Source organism: Paracoccus sp. Z118, from assembly GCF_019061185.1.
Classification (GTDB): Bacteria; Pseudomonadota; Alphaproteobacteria; order Rhodobacterales; family Rhodobacteraceae; genus Paracoccus.
In genome coordinates this window covers 105140-121794 of sequence record NZ_JAHQZU010000002.1, presented here as the reverse complement: position 1 = coordinate 121794, position 16655 = coordinate 105140, and the positions used below count along the sequence as shown (strand labels likewise).

Here is a 16655-nt window from a genome sequence, read left to right as displayed (position 1 = left end):
TCCATACCCTCAAGGAGCTTTACGCATGGAAACCGAAGTCGTCACCGCCGTCGCAACCGGAGACTGGGGCAAGTATCTGGGCGCGGGCATCGCCTGCCTCGGCATGGCCGGCGCCGCCCTCGGTGTGGGCAACGTGGCCGCCGCCTATCTGAACGGCTCGCTGCGCAACCCCTCGGCCGCCGCGTCGCAGACCGCCACGCTGTTCATCGGCATGGCCTTCGCGGAAGCGCTCGGCATCTTCTCGTTCCTGGTCGCGCTGCTGCTGCTGTTCGCAGCCTGATCCTGACGCCAACTCCTTGCTTTTGGGTGGGGGCGTCGCACGACCCCTCACCCGATTGCCAACCGCAGGCCAGGGACAGGACATGATCAGCCTTTTGCAGCAGACCGCCCCCGCCGCGGTCGAAACGACCACTACCGGATCGGTCACGACCTATACCGTGCCCCTGTCCGACGCCCCCGGAACTGCGACCGTCACCGCGCAGTCCGAGACCACCGTCATTTCGCCGGTCCAGCCCGACGCCATCGTCGTGCCGGCCGACCCGCCGACATTCGCGACCGACGCCATCGTCGTGCCGAACGCGACCGGCGCTGAAAACGTCCCGCCGCTGGCGCAGCCCGGCATGGGCCACGCCCCGGTGCTGGACGGCAGCGGCGTTGCCGCCGTCACTACCGCGCCCTCGGGCGAGCCGGTCATCATCCACGGCGCCCCCGGCACCGACGCCGCGCAGGACATCGCTGCGGGCGGGGCCGACGCGGCCGCCGCGGTCGGGATGCCGCAGCTCGACGCCTCGACCTTCGGCAACCAGATCTTCTGGCTGCTGATCGCGCTCGCCGTCATCTACCTCACGCTGTCGCGGGTCGCGCTGCCGCGCATCCGCCGCATCCTGGCCGACCGCCAGGGGCTGATGACCACTGACCTGATGGCCGCCGAGGACTTCAAGCAGAAGGCCAAGGAAGCCGAGGCGGCCTATGACAAGGCGCTGGCCGACGCGCGGGGCGAGGCGAACAAGATCGTCGCCGCGAACCGGGCCGAGATCCAGGCCGATCTGGACGCCGCCATCGCCAGGGCCGACGCCGAGATTTCCGCCCGCACGGTGGAGTCCGAGCGCCGCATCAACGAGATTCGCGCCACCGCCACGCAGGCCGCGCGCACCGTCGCGCAGGATGTCGCCGCCGAGCTGGTGCGGACCTTCGGCAGCCAGCCCGACATGGCCGCGGTGGAATCCGCCGTTGACGACCGCATGAAGGGAGCCGCGCAATGACCGCCCGCCTGTCCGCCCTGCTGATCCTGCTGGCCAGCCCCGCGGCGGCCGCGAGCGGTCGGTTCTTCTCGCTCCGCAACACCGACTTCATCGTCCTGCTGGGCTTCCTCGCCTTCATCGGCATCCTGCTCTACTACCGCGTGCCCGCGAGCATCGGCAGGCTGCTGGACAACCGGGCCGAGGGCATCCGCGCCGATCTGGCCGAGGCCCGGCGCCTGCGCGACGAGGCGCAGGAGATCTATGCCAGCTACGAGCGCCGCCAACGCGAGGTGATGGGCCAGGCCGACGAGATCGTGGCCAACGCCAAGCGCGAGGCGACCGCCCAGGCGAAGAAGGCGAAAGCCGATCTGGAGCAGTCGATCGAGCGCCGCCTGAAGGCCGCCGAGGATCAGATCGCCTCGGCCGAGGCGGAGGCCGTCCGCGCCGTCCGCGATCAGGCCGTGCAGGTCGCCATCGCCGCCGCTTCGGACGTGCTCGGCCGTCAGGCCAGCGCAGCCGACCGCAGCGCCGGCATCGACCGCGCCATCGACGACCTGTCCCGCCAGCTGAACTGAACTCAGCGCCGGCAATGCGCCGAAATGAAGAACCCCGGTCCTTGCGGCCGGGGCTCTTGCCTGTTGCGGGGCGGGCCGCACTGGCCCGCCGCTCTCCCGATCAGCGGTTCGGGATGATGATGATCTCGACCCGGCGGTTCTGCGCGCGGCCCGTCTCGGTCGCGTTGGACGCGATCGGCTGGGTCGCCCCGCGGCCCGCGATGGCGAGCCGGTTGGCAGGCACGCCGCCGGCAACGATGATGTTGGCGACCGACTGGGCCCGACGCTCCGAGAGCTGCTGGTTGTAGGCCGCGGCGCCGGTGCTGTCGGTGTGGCCGACGATCTGCACGGTCGAGTTCGGATACTGGCGCAGGTTGGTGGCGACCGCCCGCAGGTCGGCCTGCGCGGGGCCGGACACCGCCGCGCTGTCGAAGGCGAACAGGACGCCTTCCGGCAGGATCACGTTCAGCGTCTCCCCGGTATTGACCACCTGCACGCCCGGCGTCGTCATCTGCGCTTCCAGCGCCCGCTGCTGCGCGTCGAGGGCCGACCCGATCGCCCCGCCCGCAAGCCCGCCGACGATGGCGCCCCGCGCCGCGTCACGGCCCTGGTTGCCGCCGGCGGTGACCGCGCCGATGACCGCACCGGTCGCGGCGCCCGCGATGACGCCCTGCTGGGTGCGTGACATCTGCCCCGTCGGGTTGTTGGGATCGGTGCAGGCGCCCAGTGCGATGATGCCGACGCCGGCAGCCAGCAGGGAAATGCGTGTGTTCATGGTCCGGTTCCTTTCACGTCTCGTGCGGCCGCTGCCGCGGGATGTCTTGCCCCTCAACAAGGGTGGGGCGGGTTTGGTTGCCTTCGCGCGGCGCAGATTGGCGGAAAATCTCTCGCGCCGCCATCACGTTAGAGAGAAGCAGCGGTTACCCGCCGCTTGCCCCGCCGCGCCGGCCGTTGCATCAGGGAGCCATGGCCCGCAATCGCACCACCCCAGCATCCGACAGCCCGCCGCCGAAACCCAGGCGCGCGACTGCTCGCGCCAAGCCGACCGGCCGGATTCCGCCGCCCTTGCCCTACCGGCAGCAGGTCGAAGCCTTCACCCGCCTCAGCGCCGGCAACCCCGAGCCGGAGACGGAGCTTCACTACCGCGACGCCTTCACCCTGCTGGTGGCCGTGGCGCTCTCGGCGCAGGCGACCGATGCGGGGGTGAACCGGGCAACCGGGGCGCTGTTCGACGCCGCCCCGGACCCCGCGGCGATGGTGGCGCTGGGGGTCGAGGGCGTGACCGAGCATATCAAGACCATCGGCCTCTTCCGGCAGAAGGCCAGGAACGTCGTCGCGCTGTCGCAGAAGCTGCTGGACGAATTCGACGGCATGGTCCCGTCCTCGCGCGCGGCGCTGACGTCGCTGCCGGGTGTGGGGCGCAAGACGGCGAACGTGGTGCTCAACAGCGTCTGGGGCGTTCCGGCGCAGGCGGTGGACACCCATATCTTCCGCGTCGGCAACCGGACGCAGCTCGCCCCCGGCCGCGACGAGGCCGAGGTCGAGCGCGCGATCGAGGACAACGTGCCAGCCGAGTTCCAGCAGAACGCCCATCACTGGCTGATCCTGCACGGCCGCTACATCTGCCAGGCGCGGCGGCCCCGCTGCCCGATCTGCCCGATCCGCGACCTCTGCCCCTACGAGCCGAAGACCGTGGACCCCTGATCCGGGCTCCTGACTTGCGGGCGTCCGGTCCGCAGGGCATGGAGTGCCGGTCTCAGGAAAAGGGGTTCTCATGGGCCATCGGGTCATCGGCATCGGCAACGCGGTCATGGACGTGATCGCCCCCATCTCCGACGAGGAACTCGCGGATCTGGGCGTTCAGAAAGGCATCATGCAGCTGATCGAGCGCGACCGCGCCGAGGCGCTGACGGCCGCCGGGGACGGGCAGTTCCGGCTGGTGGCGGGTGGATCGGTGGCGAACACGCTGGCGGGTCTGGGGCGGCTGGGGCTGACCACGGCCTTCATCGGCCGGGTCGCCGACGACGACCTCGGCCGGGCTTATGCGGAGGACATGGCGCAGGATGGCACCGACTTCGTGAACCCTCCGGCGATGGATGGGGCGCTGCCGACCTCGCGGTGCATCATCTACGTGACGCCCGACGGCGAGCGGTCGATGAACACCTATCTGGGGATTTCGGCCGAGCTGGGCGAGGCTGATGTCGATCCCACGCTGTTCGCGGCCGGGACGTGGCTGTTCCTGGAAGGTTATCTTTTCGACAAGCACGCCGGCAAGGCCGCGTTCCTGAAGGCGGCCGGGGCGTGCCACGCCGCCGGCGGACAGGCCGGCATCGCGCTGAGCGATCCGTTCTGCGTGGACCGCCACCGCGCCGATTTCCGGCGGCTGGTGGCGGGGCCGATGGACTACGTCATCGGCAATATCCACGAATGGCAGTCGCTCTATCAGGTCGAGGATCTGGAAGAGGCGCTGGCTCTTGCCTCGGCCGATTGCGGGACGGTGATCTGCACCCGCTCGGGCGAGGACGCGATCCTGATCCGCGAAGGCGAGCGGGTGACGGCGCCGGTCCACCGCATCACGCCCGTGGACGCGACCGGGGCGGGGGACCAGTTCGCGGCGGGCCTGATCTATGGGCTCGCGACCGGCAAGCCGCTGGCGGCGGCGGGCCGCATGGGCTGCATCGCCGCAGCCGAGGTCATCAGCCATATCGGCGCCCGTCCCGAGCGTGACGTGATGGCGCTGTTCCGGGCCGAGGGGCTGGCCTGACGGCGCTGCCGGCTGGGGGCTGACTGCCCCCAGACCCCCGTGGATATTTGGGCGAAGAAGAAAGAGCCGCAGACCGGCGAGTCTCGCTTCTTCTTCGTGAAAATATCCCCGCCGGAGGCAGGCCGGACCGCAGGGCCCGGCCTTTTCTGTTTACGCGGCTTTCTTCGCGCGGGTGCCGAAGCGGCCGTAGAAGGATTCGCCCTTCTCGGCCATCTCGCGCAGCAGGGCGGGCGGGGCGAAGCGTTCGCCGTGGGTTTCCGCGAGGTGGTCTGCCAGCGCGACCGCCCGCTCCGCGCCGAGGATATCGAGCCAGCCGAACGGCCCGCCGGTCCACGGGGCGAAGCCCCAGCCAAGGATTGCGCCCACGTCGCCTTCGCGGATGTCGGTCAGCACGCCCTGTTCCAGCGCGCGCACCGCCTCCAGCGCCTGAATGAACATCAGGCGCTGCTGCACCTCGGTCAACTCCGGCTGCTCGTCGGCGCGCGGGAAGCGCTGGCCGAGGCCGCTCCACAACCCGTCGCGCTTGCCGGCCTCGTCATAGGCATAGAAGCCCGCTTTCGCCTTGCGGCCCATCCGACCCTGATCGGCCAGCGAGAAGATCACCTCGTCCACGCTGCTGTCGGGATAAGCGTCTCCCATCGCCGCCTTCGTCGCCTTGGCGATCTTGACGCCCAGGTCGATGGACGTCTCGTCGATCAGTTGCAGCGGACCGAGAGGCATCCCCACCATCCTGGCCGCGTTCTCGATCAGTGTCGGGTTCACCCCTTCCGCGACCATCCGCACGCCCTCGTTGATATAGGGGATGATGCAGCGGTTGGCGTAGAAGAACCGGGCGTCGTTCACCACGATGGGGGTCTTGCGGATCTGGCGCACGAAATCGAGCGCCTTGGCCACCGCCCGCTCGCCCGTCTGCTTGCCGCGGATGATTTCCACCAGCGCCATCTTGTCCACCGGCGAGAAGAAGTGGATGCCGATGAACTGCTCGGGCCGCTGACTCGCCTTCGCCAGATCGCTGATGGGCAGGGTCGAGGTGTTGGTGGCGAAGATCGCATCCTCGGGGATCACCGTCTCGGCGCGGGCGGTCACCTCGGCCTTGACCTTCGGGTCCTCGAACACGGCTTCGACGATCAGGTCGCAGCCTTCCAGCGCACCGTAATCGGTGGTGGCGGTGATGCGGGCCAGAACCTCGGCCTTCTTCTCCTCGGTCACTTTCTTGCGGGCGATGCCCTTGTCCAGCAGCCCCTCGGAATGGGCCTTGCCGCGATCCGCCGCCTCCTGGGCGCTGTCGATCAGCACGACCTCGATTCCCGCAAGCGCCGAGACATAGGCGATCCCCGCGCCCATCATCCCCGCGCCGAGAATCCCGACCTTGCGGACCGTCTGGTCCGGGACGTCGGGGCGGTTCGCGCCCTTTTCCAGCGCGCCCTTGTTGATGAACAGGCTGCGGATCATGTTGCCCGAGGACGGGTTCATCAGCACGTTGGTGAACCACCGCGCCTCGATCTTCAGCGCCGTGTCGAAGGGCACCAGCGCCCCTTCATAGACCGCGCTCAGCAGCGCCTTCGCCGCCGGATAGACGCCCATCGTCTTGCCATGCACCATCGCCGCCGCGCCGAGGAAGGTCATGAACCCCGCCGGGTGGAAGGGCGTGCCGCCGGGCATCTTGTAGCCCTTCTGGTCCCATGGCTTCACCAGATCGGCGTTGGACGCCTTCAGCACCCACTCCTTGGCCGCCGCGACCGGGTCGTCCACCACCTCGTCCACCAGCCCGTTGGCCTTTGCCCTCGCGGGATCGTAGAGCTTGCCCTCCAGCAGCGTCGGGGCCGCCGCCATCGCGCCCAGCTTGCGCGCCAGCCGCGTGGTGCCCCCCGCGCCGGGGAAGATGCCGACCATGATCTCGGGCAGGCCGATCCTGGCCTTGGGGTTGTTCGCGGCGAAGATGCGGTGGGTCGCCAGCGGCAGTTCCAGCCCGATCCCCAGCGCCGTGCCGGGCAGGGCGGCCGCGATCGGCTTGCCGCCCTTGAGCGTCTTGGGGTCCATTCCCGCCCGCTCGATCTTCCGCAGCAGGCGATGCAGCGCCATCACCCCGTCGAACACCCCCTGCGCGCCGCCCGCGTCCTTCATGCCCGCCAGCGCGTTCAGGTCCATCCCGGCGGCGAAATCCGGCTTGCCGCTGGTGATGACGATGCCCTTGACGGCATCGTCCCCCAGCGCGTCGTCGATCAGGCCGTTCAGCGCCGCGGCCGCCTCCATGGACAGCACGTTCATCGACTTGCCCGGCACGTCCCAGGTGATGACGGCGACGCCATCGTCGCCCTTTTGCATGGTGAAATCGGTCATCTCATTCTCCCTTGCGAGGCAAATCGCGGGGCCCGGCCCAGTCGCTGCCGTCATGATGGGCCAGGCGGCCCGCGCCGCCCGCGTTATGAATCTGCATGTCCACGTCCGCGTAAGTCGTGATCTCGTCGGCCGCATGGGTTCCTGCGACAAGGAACCGCGCCACCGCGCCCGAGCGGTTGACCAAGCGGTGCCCGTTCGCCACCCCCGCTTTCCACGCGGCGCAGTCGCCGGGGCGCATGGGCGTCTCCCCCGCGTCCTCGATCAGGACCAGTTCGCCTTCGGTGACGATGGCGAACTCGTCCTCCTTCAGGTGCCAGTGGCGCAGACTGGCCGCCGCGCCCGGCTCCAGCGTGACGAGGTTCACTGCGAACTGCGTCAGCCCGGCCAGATCCCCCAGCCGGCGCGAGGACCGGCCCGCCACCTCGGCCCTGTAGGGGGCGGGATAGTCCGATCCGGTGTCCAGCGGCGCGGCCTCGATGTCGAGCTTCGGCATCACACCCGCTCGATGATGGTGGCCGCGCCCATGCCCGAGGCGACGCAGAGCGTGGCGAGGCCGGTTTCCTTGTCCTGCCGTTCCAGTTCGTCCAGCAGCGTGCCGATCAGGATCGCGCCGGTCGCGCCCAGCGGATGGCCCATGGCGATGGCGCCGCCGTTGACGTTGACCTTCCCTGGATCGACCTGGAACGCCTGCATGAAGCGCAGCACGACCGAGGCGAAGGCCTCGTTCACCTCGAACAGGTCGATGTCGCCGATGGACATGCCGGCGGCGTCCAGCACCCGCTCGGTGACGGGGACCGGGCCGGTCAGCATGATGGTCGGGTCGGTGCCGATCTTGGCCGTGGCGCGGATGCGGGCGCGGGGTTTCAGGCCCATCGCCTCGCCCCATTCCTTTGTGCCGACCAGCACTGCGGCGGCGCCGTCCACGATGCCCGACGAGTTCCCGGCATGATGGATGTGGTCGATCCGGTCCAGATGCGGGTATTTCAGCATCGCCACCTTGTCGAAGCCGGGCATCACCTCGCCCATCTCCTTGAAGGCGGGCTTGAGCTTGGCCAGATCCTCCATCGTGGTGCCCGGGCGCATGTATTCGTCTCGGTCGAGGATCGTAAGCCCGTTCTGGTCCTTGACCGGCACGATGGATTTCTCGAACCGGCCTTCCTCCCACGCGCGGGCGGCGCGGCGCTGTGATTCCACCGCCAACGCGTCCGCCTCCTCGCGGGTGAAGCCGTATTCGGTGGCGATGATGTCGGCGGAAATGCCCTGCGGGACGAAATAGGTCTTCATGGCGAGGCTCGGGTCCACCGCGATGGCGAAGCCGTCGCTGCCCATCGCCACCCGGCCCATCATCTCGACCCCGCCGGCCAGATAGGCTTCGCCCGCGCCGCCCCTGATCTGGTTGGCGGCCATGTTCACCGCTTCCAGCCCGCTGGCGCAGAAGCGGTTGATCGAGACGCCGGGAATCGTCTGGTCGAGGTCGGAGGCCAGCACCGCCGAGCGGGCAAGGCAGCCGCCCTGTTCCATCACCTGGGTGACGTTGCCCCAGATCAGGTCCTCGACCGCGTGGCCTTCCAGCCCGTTGCGTTCCTTGACCGCATTCAGCAACCGGGCGGACAGCGCCAGCGAAGTGACCTCGTGCAGGCTGCCGTCCGTGCGGCCCTTGCCGCGGGGGGTGCGAACGGCGTCGAAGATATAGGCGTCGGTCATGCGTCCTCCTTCACGCCCGGTCGGCAGGGCTGCCGGGCATCAGATCATAGGGGTGCTTCCAGCCGGGCAGGGCCGCGATGCGGTCCAGCCAGGCGTCGATATGCGGCCAGTCGGCGCGGTCGAAACCGAAGGGCTCGGGGTAATACAGATAGCCGCAGCAGGCGAAATCGGCGACGGTCGGCTCGGTGTCGGCGATCCAGTGGCGGGCGCTGAGGCGCTCGTCCAGCACCTTGTAGGCGGCTTTCAGGCGGCCCTGCTGAAAGGCGATCACCTCGGCCGGGCGCTTCTCGGGTGGCAGGAAGTTCGCGAGGAACCGGGTGGAGCCCGCGACGCCCGACAGCTTGTGGTTGTCCCAGAACAGCCAGCGCAGCACCTCGTCGCGGTCCGCGCCGCCGAAACGGCCGGTGCGCCCGGCGACGTGAAGCTGAATCACCGCAGACTGGGTCAGCGTCAGATCGCCGTCGCGCAGGACCGGCACCTCGGCCATCGGGTTGAGGGCGCGGAACGCGGGCCCGCGCGCCTCGCCGCCGAAGAAATCCACCTTCACCGGTTCCCAGTCGTGGCCCGCCAGTTCCATCGTCAGCGCGGCCTTGTAAGAGTTGCCGGATTCGCCGAAGCACCAGAGTTTCGCCGTCATGCCTTCCTCCTCTGCCGCAGCGGGGGCTTCGCGCCCCCGCGAACGGGGCTGCGTCCCGTTCTCCCCCGCGGGATATTTCTGCGAAGAAGAATGGGCCTCAATAACGATTTCTCAACCATTACCTGCGAAAGAGGGCGGGCGGTACAGGCTGGGAAGCCGATGACCGCCGGAGGAGAAAGCCCCGGACCCGCCATTGATGCCAACGGCCGCGCCGGTCCGGGGCCGCCCGCCCTGCTTCTTCTTCGCCCAAATATCCCCGCCGGAGGCGCCGGAGCGGTGCCGCAGGCCCGGCGCAGCTGCCTTGCGGCGGGACGGTTGTGCATCGCTCAGAACCGCGCGGCGTCGAGCGCCATCACCACATCCCCGCCCGAGCGGATGCGGGCCAGATGCGTGCCCGTCATCGGCAGGTGGCGCGCCATGTAGTAGCGGCCTGTGGTCAGCTTGTCGCGCAGGAACCCCTCGTCGCCCTCGCCGGCCGCGAGAGCAGCCTTCGCCGCGACCGCAATGCGGCCCCACATCAGCCCCAGCGCCACATGTCCGAACAGGTGCATGAAGTCATAGCTGCCCGCCAGCGCGTCGTTCGGGGTCTTCATGCCGCGCTCCATGAAGAACATGGACGCCGCTTGCAGGTCCTTGGACGCGGCCTTCAGCGGGTCGAGGAAATCCGCCTTCAGCTCCTCGTCGCCCTCATGCTCGCGGATGAAGCCCTTGACCATCTCGAAGAACGCCATGACGTGCCTGCCGCCGTCCAGCGCCAGCTTGCGGCCGACGAGGTCCAGCGCCTGGATGCCGTTCGCGCCTTCGTAGATCATGGCGATACGGGCGTCGCGGACGAACTGCGACATGCCCCATTCCTCGATATAGCCGTGGCCGCCATAGACCTGCTGCGCCTGCACGGTCCCGTCGAAGCCCTTGTCGGTGAGGAAGCCCTTGATGACCGGCGTCATCAGCGAGATCAGGCCATGCGCGTCCTGATCGCCGGCATCGGCCTTGTCGATCATGTGCGCGGCCCAGAAGGCGAGCGCCCGCGCCCCTTCCAGAAACGAGCGCTGGTCCATCAGCATCCGCCGCACGTCGGGATGGACGATGATCGGGTCGGCGGGGCCGGAGGGGTTCTCGGCCCCCGTCACCGCGCGGCCCTGAAGCCGGTCGCGGGCGTAGTCCACGGCGTTCTGGTAGGCCGCCTCCGCCGCGGCATAGCCTTGCAGGCCGACGCCCAGCCGCGCCTCGTTCATCATCGTGAACATGGCGCGCATGCCCTTGTGCAGGTCGCCCAGCAGCCAGCCTTTCGCGCCGTCATAGTTCATGACGCAGGTGGCGTTGCCGTGGATGCCCATCTTTTCTTCCAGCTTGCCGACCGAGACCGGCTGCCGTTCGCCCAAGGACCCGTCCTCGTTCACGAGGAACTTCGGCACGATGAACAGGCTGATGCCCTTCGTCCCCTCTCCGCCGCCCGGCGCCTTCGCCAGCACCAGATGGATCACGTTGTCGGCCAAGTCGTGGTCGCCGGCCGAGATGAAGATCTTCTGCCCGGTGATGAGATAGCTGCCATCGTCCTGCGGCTCGGCTTTCGTGCGCAGCAGGCCGAGATCGGTGCCGCAATGCGGCTCGGTCAGGTTCATCGTGCCGGTCCATTCGCAGGACACCATCTTCGGCAGATAGGTGCGTTTCTGCGCGTCGGTGCCGTGGGCGTGGATCGCGGAATAGGCGCCGTGGGTCAGGCCCTGATACATGTTGAAGGCGAGGTTGGCCGACACGAACATCTCGCCCGTCGCCAGCCCGAGGACATAGGGCATCCCCTGGCCGCCATATTCGGGGTCGCAGTCGAGGCCGGTCCAGCCCCCTTCGCGCACGGCATCGAACGCGGCCTTGAAGCCGTCCGGTGTCCGCACCACGCCGTTTTCAAGCACGCAGCCCTGTTCGTCGCCGACGCGGTTCAGCGGCTCCAGCACGTCCGAGGCGAGTTGCCCGGCAGCGTCGAGAATGGCGGCGGTGAAATCGCGGTCCAGTTCGTCATGTCCCGGCAGGCCCGATTGCGGCAGCTTCAGCACGTCGTGCAGCAGGAACTGCATGTCCTGGATCGGGGCGGTATAGCGGGTCATGGCCATCTCCTCACTGGTCGGTGACGAGGGAGTATAGGCGGCTGATTTTCAACGGCGATCCTGAACGTCGCGTCACCGGCGCCCCGATCCGGCCGAGTGCCCCCGCGTCACGGACCCGCTGAACGGCTGCGATCAGCCGCGCGCGCGGCCGTCCTTGCTGCCCATTTCGCTGGTGGTGGCGGCAGCCTCGTCGCGCAGGTTGCGCAGATCGACGATCGCCGCGTCGAGATCCTGCCGCTGCTTTTCCAGCATCGCGAGCTGCCGCGTGGCGTGTTCCACCAGCACCGCATACTGCTCGTGCGAGCCCTTCTGCTCGTAGATCAGCAGCCACTGGCGGATGTCTTCGAGGCTGAAGCCGAAGCGGCGGCCGCGCATGATCAGCTTCATGCGGGCAATCTCGCGCGGGCCGTAGAAGCGCGAGCGGCCTTCGCGGCGCGGGCTCAGCAGTTCGATATATTCGTAATAGCGCAGGGTGCGCGGCGTGACGTCGAAACGCGCGCACATCTCCTTGAAGCTGACGTAACTCTGCTCCGGCATGACCGCTCCGCCCCGGTTGCGGGACCTTAACCCGCTGGACGGGCGTGTTCAACCCGCACGGGCGCGGCTTGCGCGGGCGGCGGGTCCGGGGCTAAGCGATGGCGGGTGACATCCGGGGACGGGCGATGCAGCAGGACGACGACAGGGCACGGGCCGCGAAGCAGTTCTTCGAGACGCTGCCGCATCTGCGGGCGCTCGGCGGGCGGCTGGTCGGCTTCGGCGACTCGCGGGCCGAGATCGAGATGGACTGGCGGGCCGAACTGGTGGGCGATCCGCGCAGCGGGGTCATCCATGGCGGCGTCGTGTCGGCGCTGATGGATACCAGCGGCGGCGCGGCGGTGATGGCGCATCCGGACAGGCCGAACGGCACCGCCACCATCTCGCTGCGGATCGACTACATGCGGGCGGCGACGCCGGGTTCGAAGCTGCGGGCGCGGGCGGAGTGTTTCCACATGACCCGCTCGGTCGCCTTCGTGCGGGCCGTGGCGCTGGACGATGACGATGAGCGGCCCGTCGCGACGGCGACCGGGTCCTTTACGGTGGAGCGCTGAGATGTCGGGCCGCAACGAGCCGCTGGAGCGGATCAAGTCGCGCCGCGATGCCGCGGTGGCGGCGATCGTCGCCGGGGTGCCCTATGTCGCCTGGCTGGGCATCTGCTTCGACCGGCGCGGGGACGAGCTGACCGCCGTGCTGCCGTTTTCCGACAAGCTGATCGGCAACCCGGTGCTGCCCGCCATCCACGGCGGGGTGACGGCGGCGTTTCTGGAGATCGCGGCAACGGTGGAGCTCACCTGGGCCTCGATCTGGGACGAGGTGGAATCGGGCCGGATGACGCCCGACGCCTCGGTGCCCTCGCCGGGGCCGCGGCTTGCGAAGACGATCGATTTCTCGGTCGATTACCTGCGTTCGGGCCTCCCGCGCGACAGCTATGCCCGCGCGCGGGTGGTGCGGCTGGGGCGGCGCTATTCCAGCGTGCAGGTCGAGGCGTGGCAGGACAACCGCGCCCGTCCCTTCGCGATGGCGAACGGCCATTTCCTGATGCCGCAGGGTGGCTGAAAGCCGGACGGTCCTGCTGGACGAGGGCAGCCTGACGCATCGCCGCGTGCTGGCGATCGCGCTGCCGATCGTGCTGGCGAACGTCACCATCCCGATCCTCGGGATGGTCGATACCGGCGTCGTCGGCCAGTTGGGCGAAGCCGCCCCGATCGGCGCGGTGGGGATCGGGGCGGTGATCCTGACCTCGCTCTACTGGATCTTCGGGTTCCTGCGGATGGGCACGTCGGGGCTGGTGGCGCAGGCGCATGGCGCGCGCGACCATGCCGAGTCGGGGGCGCATCTGCTGCGGGCGCTGGTGATCGGGCTGGGCGCCGGGGTGGCACTCATCCTGCTTCAGGCGCCGCTTTTCGCGCTGGCCTTCCGGCTTGCCCCGGCCTCGGCCGAGGTCGAGGCGATGGCGCGGCAGTATCTGTCGATCCGCATCTGGGGGGCGCCCGCCACCATCGGCATGTATGCGCTGACCGGCTGGCTGATCGCGGTCGAGCGGACGCGGGCGATCCTCGCCGTGCAGATGCTCATCAACCTCGTCAATATCGGGCTGGATCTGTGGTTCGTGCTGGGACTGGGCCTCGGGGTTCCCGGCGTCGCATGGGCCACGCTGGCGGCCGAATGGTCGGGGTTCGCGCTGGCGCTGTGGCTCGCGCGCGAAGCGATCCGGGACGGGTTGGCGGCGGGCGGGCTGTGGGCGAAGGACCGGGTGAGCCGGCTGGTCCGCGTCAACGGCGATATCATGATCCGTTCGGTGCTGATCCAGGGGTCGATGACGGCGTTCCTGTTCCTCGGCGCGGGGCAGGGGGATGTGCCGCTGGCCGCCAATCAGGTGCTGCTGCAATTCCTGCAATTCACCGGCAACGCGCTGGACGGGCTGGCCTTCGCCGCCGAGGCGCTGGTCGGGCAGGCGGTCGGCGCGCGCCGGCCCGCCTCGGTCCGCCGGGCGTCGGGGCTGACGACGAGATGGGCCGCGGGCTTTGCGCTGCTGCTGGCCTTGGCCTTCGCGCTGGGCGGGGGCGCGATCATCGACCTGCTGACGACCTCGCCCGAGGTGCGGCAGGTCGCCCGCATCTACCTGCCGTGGATGGCGCTGATGCCGGTCGTCGGCGTCGCAAGCTGGATGCTGGACGGCATCTTCATCGGCGCGACGCTGACGCGCGAGATGCGGAACGTGATGATCCTGTCGGTGGGGATCTATGTCGCGGCGCTCGCGATCCTCGTGCCGGGCTTCGGCAATCACGGGCTCTGGGCCGCGCTGATGATCCTGAACGGGGTCCGCGCCGTGGGAATGGCGCGGCTCTATCTCCGCGCCGAAGCCGCGGCCAGCGCCTGAGGGCCCGGCCGCGCGAAAGCTCAGCCCTCGTCCGCGACCTGCTGGCGGGCGACGGCGCGCAGTTCGGCCATCTTCGTGCGGATCGTCGTCTCGTCCGCCTTGCCGTCCAGATCGGCGGCGATCTTGCGGAACACGTCATCCTCGCCCGGCTCCTCGAAGTCCGAGGTCACGACCGTCAGCGCATAGGCGCGGGCGTCGTCGCCGGTCTTGCCCAGCAGCCCGGCCGCCCATTCGCCCAGCAGGCGGTTGCGCCGCGCCTCGGCCTTGAAGCGCAGGTCGGCGTCATGGGCGAACTTCGCCTCGTAAGAGCGTTCGCGGTCGTCGAAGGTGGTCATCATGGCCTCCTGTTCAGGGCGGGCGTCGGGGGTCGGGCCAGATATGACCAGACAGGCGGCTGCCCGCAACCCCGCGCAGGCCCGGCGGCCTTTCCGTGCCGCCGCGCGGCCATTGCCCCGGCGTGGCATTCTGGCCTATAGCGCGCATGTAAAGGAGGGCCAGCGCCATGGCACCACGCCGCAAGAAAATCTACGAAGGCAAGGCCAAGATCCTTTACGAGGGGACCGAGCCGGGCACCCTCATCCAGTATTTCAAGGATGACGCCACCGCCTTCAACGCGCAGAAGAAGGCCGTGATCGAGGGCAAGGGCGTCCTGAACAACCGCCTCAGCGAGTTCTTCATGCAGGGACTCACCAATATCGGCGTGCCCAACCATTTCATCCGCCGCATCAACATGCGCGAGCAGCTGATCCGGCAGGTCGAGATCATCCCGCTGGAAGTGATCGTCCGCAACTTCGCCGCCGGCTCCATCGCCAAGCGGCTCGGGCTGGAAGAAGGCATGCCGCTGCCGCGCCCGATCGTCGAATACAGCTACAAGAACGACGAGCTGGGCGATCCGATGGTGTCCGAGGAATACATCATCGCCTTCGGCTGGGCCCAGCAGCAGGATCTGGACGACATCGTATCGCTCGCGCTGCGCGTCAACGACTTCCTCTCGGGCGTGTTCTACGGCGTCGGCATCAAGCTGATCGACTTCAAGATCGAGATCGGCCGCATCTGGGACGGTGACTTCATGCGCCTGATCGTCGCGGATGAAATCAGCCCCGACAGCTGCCGCCTGTGGGATGTGAAAACCGACCAGAAGCTCGACAAGGACGTGTTCCGCCGCGATCTGGGCAGCCTGACCGACGCCTATACCGAGGTCGCGCGCCGGCTCGGCGTCATGCCCGCCGCGCCCGGACCCAAGCCCACGCTCATCAACTGAGGGACCGCCGATGAAAGCCCGCGTCACCATCATGCCCAAGACCGGCGTTCTCGACCCGCAGGGCGAGGCGATCCGCCACGCGCTGACCGGCCTCGGCTTTTCCGGCGTCGCCGAGGTGCGTCAGGGCAAGGTGATCGACCTGGAGCTGGAGGCGACCGACGAGGAAGCCGCCCGCGCCGAGGTCGGCCGCATGTGCGAGAAGCTGCTGGCGAACACCGTCATCGAAAGCTGGCGGGTCGAGCTGGTGTGACCGGCGGCGGGTCTGATCTTCGGGCCCGCCCAGCCGTGGCCCCAATGTTCCACGATCCGCATGGCCGCTGACCTGACCACGCCGCTGCGCCGCTGGCGGGACGGCGGCTGGGCCGATGACGCCGCGCCCGCCGCGCCGACCCCCGAGGAGGCCGCCGTCGCCATCGTCATCGACGGCGCCTCGCAGGCGGTGCTGATGGCGACCCCGCACGAGCTTGAGGATTTCGCCACCGGATTCGCCCTGACCGAAGGGCTGATCGCCACCCCCGCCGACATCACCGGCTTCGAGGAGGTCGCGGTCGCGCCGGACGCCCCCGGCCTCGGGCCGCTGCCGGCGGTCGAGGCGCGGTTGTGGCTGCGCCCCGGTCTCGCGGCGGGACTGGCCGAGCGGCGGCGCGCGATGGTGGGGCCGGTGGGCTGCGGCCTGTGCGGCGTGGACAGCATTGCGGCGGCGCTGCCTGCCGTGCGGCCGGTTGCGTCAAAGGCTCGCTTCAGCCCGCAGGACGCGCTGGCCGCGATGGAGGCGCTTTCCGCCGGGCAGCGGCGCTGGCGCGACACGCCCTCGATCCACGCGGCGGGGCTGTGGTGGCCGGGCGGGTCGCTGGTGCGCGAGGATGTGGGCCGGCACAACGCATTGGACAAGCTGGCCGGGGCCGCGGCGCGGGCGGGGATCGGCGCTGATGCGGGGATCGTCGCCATGACCTCGCGCCTGTCGGTGGATCTCGTGCAGAAGGCCGCGCGGATGGGTGCGCCGGTGCTGATCGGCGCGGGCGTGCCGACGCGGCTTGCGGCGGCCTGGGCGCAGGCGTCGGGGATCACGCTGATCGGCCGGGCGCGCGGCGGCAGCTTCGATCTTTACACGCATCCCTATCGCATTGAACCATAA

General features: G+C 69.2%; 19 protein-coding genes. 11 read left to right on the top strand and 8 right to left on the bottom strand.

Features of this window, described 5'->3' with window-relative positions; genetic code table 11:
• The first annotated feature begins 25 nt into the window (after positions 1-25).
• From KTN05_RS02140 to KTN05_RS02130, 3 genes are all read left to right on the top strand, one after another.
• Positions 26-280: a F0F1 ATP synthase subunit C gene (locus KTN05_RS02140; protein ID WP_217327726.1), complete on the top strand. Its 255-nt coding sequence runs from the start codon at positions 26-28 to the stop codon at positions 278-280.
• 490 nt (positions 281-770) lie between these two features.
• The gene (locus KTN05_RS02135) at positions 771-1262 is read left to right on the top strand and encodes a F0F1 ATP synthase subunit B' (RefSeq protein ID WP_254367936.1); all 492 of its coding nucleotides are present in this window, start codon (positions 771-773) and stop codon (positions 1260-1262) included.
• Positions 1259-1816, top strand: a complete 558-nt coding sequence (locus KTN05_RS02130) for a F0F1 ATP synthase subunit B (RefSeq protein WP_217327725.1) — start codon at positions 1259-1261, stop codon at positions 1814-1816. Before KTN05_RS02135 ends, KTN05_RS02130 begins: the two co-directional genes overlap by 4 nt.
• Positions 1817-1916: 100 nt before the next feature.
• Here KTN05_RS02130 and KTN05_RS02125 read toward each other — a convergent pair whose 3' ends face one another.
• Positions 1917-2570 carry an OmpA family protein gene (locus KTN05_RS02125; RefSeq protein ID WP_217327724.1) on the bottom strand — a complete coding sequence of 218 codons (654 nt, stop codon included), beginning with the start codon at positions 2568-2570 and terminating at the stop codon, positions 1917-1919.
• A 278-nt stretch (positions 2571-2848) separates the two neighbouring features.
• On the opposite strand from KTN05_RS02125, the gene nth reads away from it, so the two are divergent.
• Complete coding sequence (nth, locus tag KTN05_RS02120; protein WP_371823259.1) at positions 2849-3499, top strand: endonuclease III; 651 nt, start codon at positions 2849-2851, stop codon at positions 3497-3499.
• A 70-nt stretch (positions 3500-3569) separates the two neighbouring features.
• Complete coding sequence (locus KTN05_RS02115) at positions 3570-4559, top strand: adenosine kinase (protein ID WP_217327722.1); 990 nt, start codon at positions 3570-3572, stop codon at positions 4557-4559.
• 150 nt (positions 4560-4709) lie between these two features.
• On the opposite strand, the gene KTN05_RS02110 is transcribed toward KTN05_RS02115, so the two are convergent.
• The 6 genes from KTN05_RS02110 to KTN05_RS02085 form a co-directional block, all read right to left on the bottom strand.
• Entirely contained in the window at positions 4710-6899 is a 2190-nt protein-coding gene (locus KTN05_RS02110) for a 3-hydroxyacyl-CoA dehydrogenase NAD-binding domain-containing protein (RefSeq protein ID WP_217327721.1), read from the bottom strand.
• A gap of 1 nt (position 6900) precedes the next feature.
• Entirely contained in the window at positions 6901-7392 is a 492-nt protein-coding gene (locus KTN05_RS02105) for a cupin domain-containing protein (protein ID WP_217327720.1), read from the bottom strand.
• Positions 7392-8603: an acetyl-CoA C-acetyltransferase gene (locus KTN05_RS02100; protein ID WP_217327719.1), complete on the bottom strand. Its 1212-nt coding sequence runs from the start codon at positions 8601-8603 to the stop codon at positions 7392-7394. The genes KTN05_RS02105 and KTN05_RS02100 overlap by 1 nt, the downstream gene beginning before the upstream one ends.
• A gap of 10 nt (positions 8604-8613) precedes the next feature.
• On the bottom strand, positions 8614-9240 hold the full coding sequence (locus KTN05_RS02095; protein WP_217327718.1) for a glutathione S-transferase family protein: 627 nt from the start codon (positions 9238-9240) through the stop codon (positions 8614-8616).
• A gap of 326 nt (positions 9241-9566) precedes the next feature.
• Positions 9567-11342, bottom strand: coding sequence for an acyl-CoA dehydrogenase C-terminal domain-containing protein (locus tag KTN05_RS02090; protein WP_217327717.1), 1776 nt, complete (start codon positions 11340-11342; stop codon positions 9567-9569).
• Between the two features lie 132 nt (positions 11343-11474).
• A complete protein-coding gene (locus KTN05_RS02085) occupies positions 11475-11879 on the bottom strand; it encodes a MerR family DNA-binding transcriptional regulator (protein WP_217327716.1) in 405 nt (134 codons plus the stop codon).
• A 98-nt stretch (positions 11880-11977) separates the two neighbouring features.
• Between KTN05_RS02085 and KTN05_RS02080 the strand changes: the two genes are divergently transcribed.
• From KTN05_RS02080 to KTN05_RS02070, 3 genes are read left to right on the top strand one after another with little or no spacing between them, the layout of a single operon-like run.
• Entirely contained in the window at positions 11978-12430 is a 453-nt protein-coding gene (locus KTN05_RS02080; protein ID WP_254367914.1) for a PaaI family thioesterase, read from the top strand.
• Between the two features lies 1 nt (position 12431).
• The gene (locus tag KTN05_RS02075) at positions 12432-12935 is read left to right on the top strand and encodes a PaaI family thioesterase (RefSeq protein WP_217327715.1); all 504 of its coding nucleotides are present in this window, start codon (positions 12432-12434) and stop codon (positions 12933-12935) included.
• A complete protein-coding gene (locus KTN05_RS02070) occupies positions 12928-14259 on the top strand; it encodes an MATE family efflux transporter (RefSeq protein WP_371823251.1) in 1332 nt (443 codons plus the stop codon). Before KTN05_RS02075 ends, KTN05_RS02070 begins: the two co-directional genes overlap by 8 nt.
• Before the next feature lie 20 nt (positions 14260-14279).
• Here the strand turns inward: KTN05_RS02070 and KTN05_RS02065 are convergent, their stop codons facing one another.
• Positions 14280-14594 (bottom strand): DUF1476 domain-containing protein, encoded by a 315-nt coding sequence (locus KTN05_RS02065; RefSeq protein WP_217327714.1) that lies wholly within the window; start codon positions 14592-14594, stop codon positions 14280-14282.
• A gap of 167 nt (positions 14595-14761) precedes the next feature.
• Here KTN05_RS02065 and purC point away from each other — a divergent pair, with 167 nt between their 5' ends.
• The 3 genes from purC to fdhD are packed head-to-tail and all read left to right on the top strand — an operon-like array spanning position 14762 to position 16655.
• Complete coding sequence (purC, locus tag KTN05_RS02060) at positions 14762-15520, top strand: phosphoribosylaminoimidazolesuccinocarboxamide synthase (protein ID WP_217327713.1); 759 nt, start codon at positions 14762-14764, stop codon at positions 15518-15520.
• 10 nt (positions 15521-15530) lie between these two features.
• A complete protein-coding gene (gene purS / locus KTN05_RS02055; RefSeq protein WP_217327712.1) occupies positions 15531-15770 on the top strand; it encodes a phosphoribosylformylglycinamidine synthase subunit PurS in 240 nt (79 codons plus the stop codon).
• Positions 15771-15830: 60 nt separating this feature from the next.
• Positions 15831-16655 (top strand): formate dehydrogenase accessory sulfurtransferase FdhD, encoded by an 825-nt coding sequence (gene fdhD / locus KTN05_RS02050; RefSeq protein ID WP_217327711.1) that lies wholly within the window; start codon positions 15831-15833, stop codon positions 16653-16655.

Coding starts and splice junctions, on each gene's coding strand:
- KTN05_RS02140 (WP_217327726.1), top strand. CDS start 26: ATGGAAACCGAAGTCGTCACCGCCGTCGCAACCGGAGACTGGGGCAAG.
- KTN05_RS02135 (WP_254367936.1), top strand. CDS start 771: ATGCCGCAGCTCGACGCCTCGACCTTCGGCAACCAGATCTTCTGGCTG.
- KTN05_RS02130 (WP_217327725.1), top strand. CDS start 1,259: ATGACCGCCCGCCTGTCCGCCCTGCTGATCCTGCTGGCCAGCCCCGCG.
- KTN05_RS02125 (WP_217327724.1), bottom strand. CDS start 2,570: ATGAACACACGCATTTCCCTGCTGGCTGCCGGCGTCGGCATCATCGCA.
- KTN05_RS02115 (WP_217327722.1), top strand. CDS start 3,570: ATGGGCCATCGGGTCATCGGCATCGGCAACGCGGTCATGGACGTGATC.
- KTN05_RS02110 (WP_217327721.1), bottom strand. CDS start 6,899: ATGACCGATTTCACCATGCAAAAGGGCGACGATGGCGTCGCCGTCATC.
- KTN05_RS02105 (WP_217327720.1), bottom strand. CDS start 7,392: ATGCCGAAGCTCGACATCGAGGCCGCGCCGCTGGACACCGGATCGGAC.
- KTN05_RS02100 (WP_217327719.1), bottom strand. CDS start 8,603: ATGACCGACGCCTATATCTTCGACGCCGTTCGCACCCCCCGCGGCAAG.
- KTN05_RS02095 (WP_217327718.1), bottom strand. CDS start 9,240: ATGACGGCGAAACTCTGGTGCTTCGGCGAATCCGGCAACTCTTACAAG.
- KTN05_RS02090 (WP_217327717.1), bottom strand. CDS start 11,342: ATGACCCGCTATACCGCCCCGATCCAGGACATGCAGTTCCTGCTGCAC.
- KTN05_RS02085 (WP_217327716.1), bottom strand. CDS start 11,879: ATGCCGGAGCAGAGTTACGTCAGCTTCAAGGAGATGTGCGCGCGTTTC.
- KTN05_RS02080 (WP_254367914.1), top strand. CDS start 11,978: ATGGCGGGTGACATCCGGGGACGGGCGATGCAGCAGGACGACGACAGG.
- KTN05_RS02075 (WP_217327715.1), top strand. CDS start 12,432: ATGTCGGGCCGCAACGAGCCGCTGGAGCGGATCAAGTCGCGCCGCGAT.
- KTN05_RS02065 (WP_217327714.1), bottom strand. CDS start 14,594: ATGACCACCTTCGACGACCGCGAACGCTCTTACGAGGCGAAGTTCGCC.
- purC (WP_217327713.1), top strand. CDS start 14,762: ATGGCACCACGCCGCAAGAAAATCTACGAAGGCAAGGCCAAGATCCTT.
- purS (WP_217327712.1), top strand. CDS start 15,531: ATGAAAGCCCGCGTCACCATCATGCCCAAGACCGGCGTTCTCGACCCG.
- fdhD (WP_217327711.1), top strand. CDS start 15,831: ATGGCCGCTGACCTGACCACGCCGCTGCGCCGCTGGCGGGACGGCGGC.